Raw genomic sequence first — 2001 nt, 5'->3', positions numbered from 1 at the left:
GACCATCTCTCTGTCGCCGCCAGGCTTGCGCAGCATGTGCTCCTGCAACTGCCTGAATGCGAGGGGTAATTCCAGGAAAGGCGCACCATTGCGCAATGCACCGGGCTTGCGCTGAATGACGGCCAAGTAGTGCCGCCAATCGTAGATCGTCTGCGATGGCAGCTTGTGGCTGCGCTGGATCACGCGGACATGTTCGCACAGGATATTGCCCTCGGCCGCCACGACCAACCGATCGGGGTAAACCCGCAGGCTGACGGGACGGTTCGCAAAGGACGCGGGGACGCTGTAGCGATTGCGATCGAAGCTGATCAAACATGTGGGTGAGACACGCTTGCTGTGCTCGACAAAACCGTCGAAAGCAGGCGGCAGTTGCATCAGGGTTGCTCGCTCTTCGGCCCAGACATCGGCCACGCTGCCGGGTAATGCGCCGTGAGGGATCTGGTGCCACAACTCCATGCAGCGCCGCTCCAGCCAGGCGTTCAGCGCTCCCAGATCGGGGAAGTCTGGCATGGGCTGCCAAAGCCGATGCCGAGAATCCTGCACATTCTTCTCAACCTGGCCTTTCTCCCAGCCAGCTGCCGGGTTGCAGAACTCGGGCTCGAACACGTAGTGGCTGGCCATCGCCAGGAACCGGGCATTGACCTGCCGGTCCTTGCCCCGGCCAACGCGATCCACTGCCGTCTTCATATTGTCGTAGATGCCTCGGGAAGGCACGCCACCAAAGACCCGGAACCCATGCACATGGGCATCAAAAAGCATCTCATGGGTCTGCAACGGATAGGCTCGCAGCACAAACGCCCGGCTATGTGACAGCTTGATATGCGCCACTTGCAGCTTGGCGCGCTCGCCGCCGAGCACCGCGAAATCCTCGCTCCAGTCAAACTGGAAGGCCTCACCCGGTTGAAAGACCAACGGCACAAAGGTTCCGCGCCCCGTCGTCTGCTGCTCCTTTTGCCGATCTGCCCGCCACACCCGCGCAAAGGCGGCAACACGGCCGTAGGACCCGGTGTAGCCCAGCTTCACCAAGTCATCATGCAACTGCTTTGAGGTTCGCCGCTGCTTGCGCGACTTCCCGGCCTCGGTCTTCAGCCAGCCCGACAGCTTAGCTGCAAAAGGATCAAGTTTGCTGGGTCGCTCAGGAACGCTGAACTCAGGCTCAACAACCCCCGATCGCAAATACTTCCTGATTGTGTTGCGTGACAACTTCGTCCGTCGCGCGATCTCCCGTATGGACAGATGCTCGCGCAATGCCCAACGCCGAATAATACTCAAAAATGCCATGTCGATCACTCCAATATCCCCTGCAGACAGCAGCCATGGGGAAGGTGTCACATGGGTCACTTCTCAATGAAAATTATGTCCCTACCCGGGTCACTTCCGGATGGAAATCAACACGCCACGACATAGACCGTGTGCTCGCCGCTGAGGGTGGGAGAACGAGTCGGGGCAGTATCGACAACATGCGCGAGTACGTTGCCCTCCTGAACGATCTGCATGGACAAGGGCTTGCGGACATCGACGCAATCGAACGCTTCTGGGTAGAGCGGGTGCATGAGTTCTTCGCTGGGAAGCCCTTCAAGGTAAAACTGGACGGCTCCCGGAGCCTTCGCGTTCTTGTTCGGGACGTACTCAGCCAAGCCGAGGAACGCCAGAAAAACACGCCCGGCATGCAGTTCATGGGAGCGGTGCTACAGCACCTCGTCGGGGCGAAGCTGGATTGCGCCTTGGGCGCTGGGCAATTTGAGCACAACAGTTTCTCCACTTCCGACGCACAGTCGGGCCGGGCCGGAGACTTCTTCATCGGGGACGTGGCCTTGCATGTCACCACCTCGCCCGGTGAAGGCGTTGTGCAACGCTGCAAGGAGAATTTGGACGATGGCTTTCGCCCGATCATCGTGACAACGGCGCGGGGCCTCACCGCTGCAGAGGTGTTGTCAGAGAACGCCGGGATTGGTGAGCGGGTAGACGTGTTTGAGGTGGAACAGTTCGTCGCGCTAAACC

Annotated in this window: 2 protein-coding genes; one reads left to right on the top strand and one right to left on the bottom strand. The window is 59.8% G+C overall.

What is annotated here, in order from left to right:
• Window positions 1-1281, bottom strand: a 1281-nt coding sequence (gene istA, locus WBB85_RS09215; protein WP_432638327.1) for an IS21 family transposase, incomplete at its 3' end; no start/stop codon positions are given.
• On the opposite strand from istA, the gene WBB85_RS09210 reads away from it, so the two are divergent.
• Window positions 1275-2001 (top strand): DUF4928 family protein (locus tag WBB85_RS09210; RefSeq protein ID WP_432638326.1); only part of this gene is annotated, 727 nt, incomplete at its 3' end. The genes istA and WBB85_RS09210 overlap by 7 nt on opposite strands.

It is taken from the genome of Albidovulum sp., assembly GCF_049646345.1.
GTDB lineage: Bacteria > Pseudomonadota > Alphaproteobacteria > Rhodobacterales > Rhodobacteraceae > Albidovulum.
Note: the sequence above shows the minus strand (reverse complement) of the source record. Positions and strands in the feature narration are given on the sequence as shown.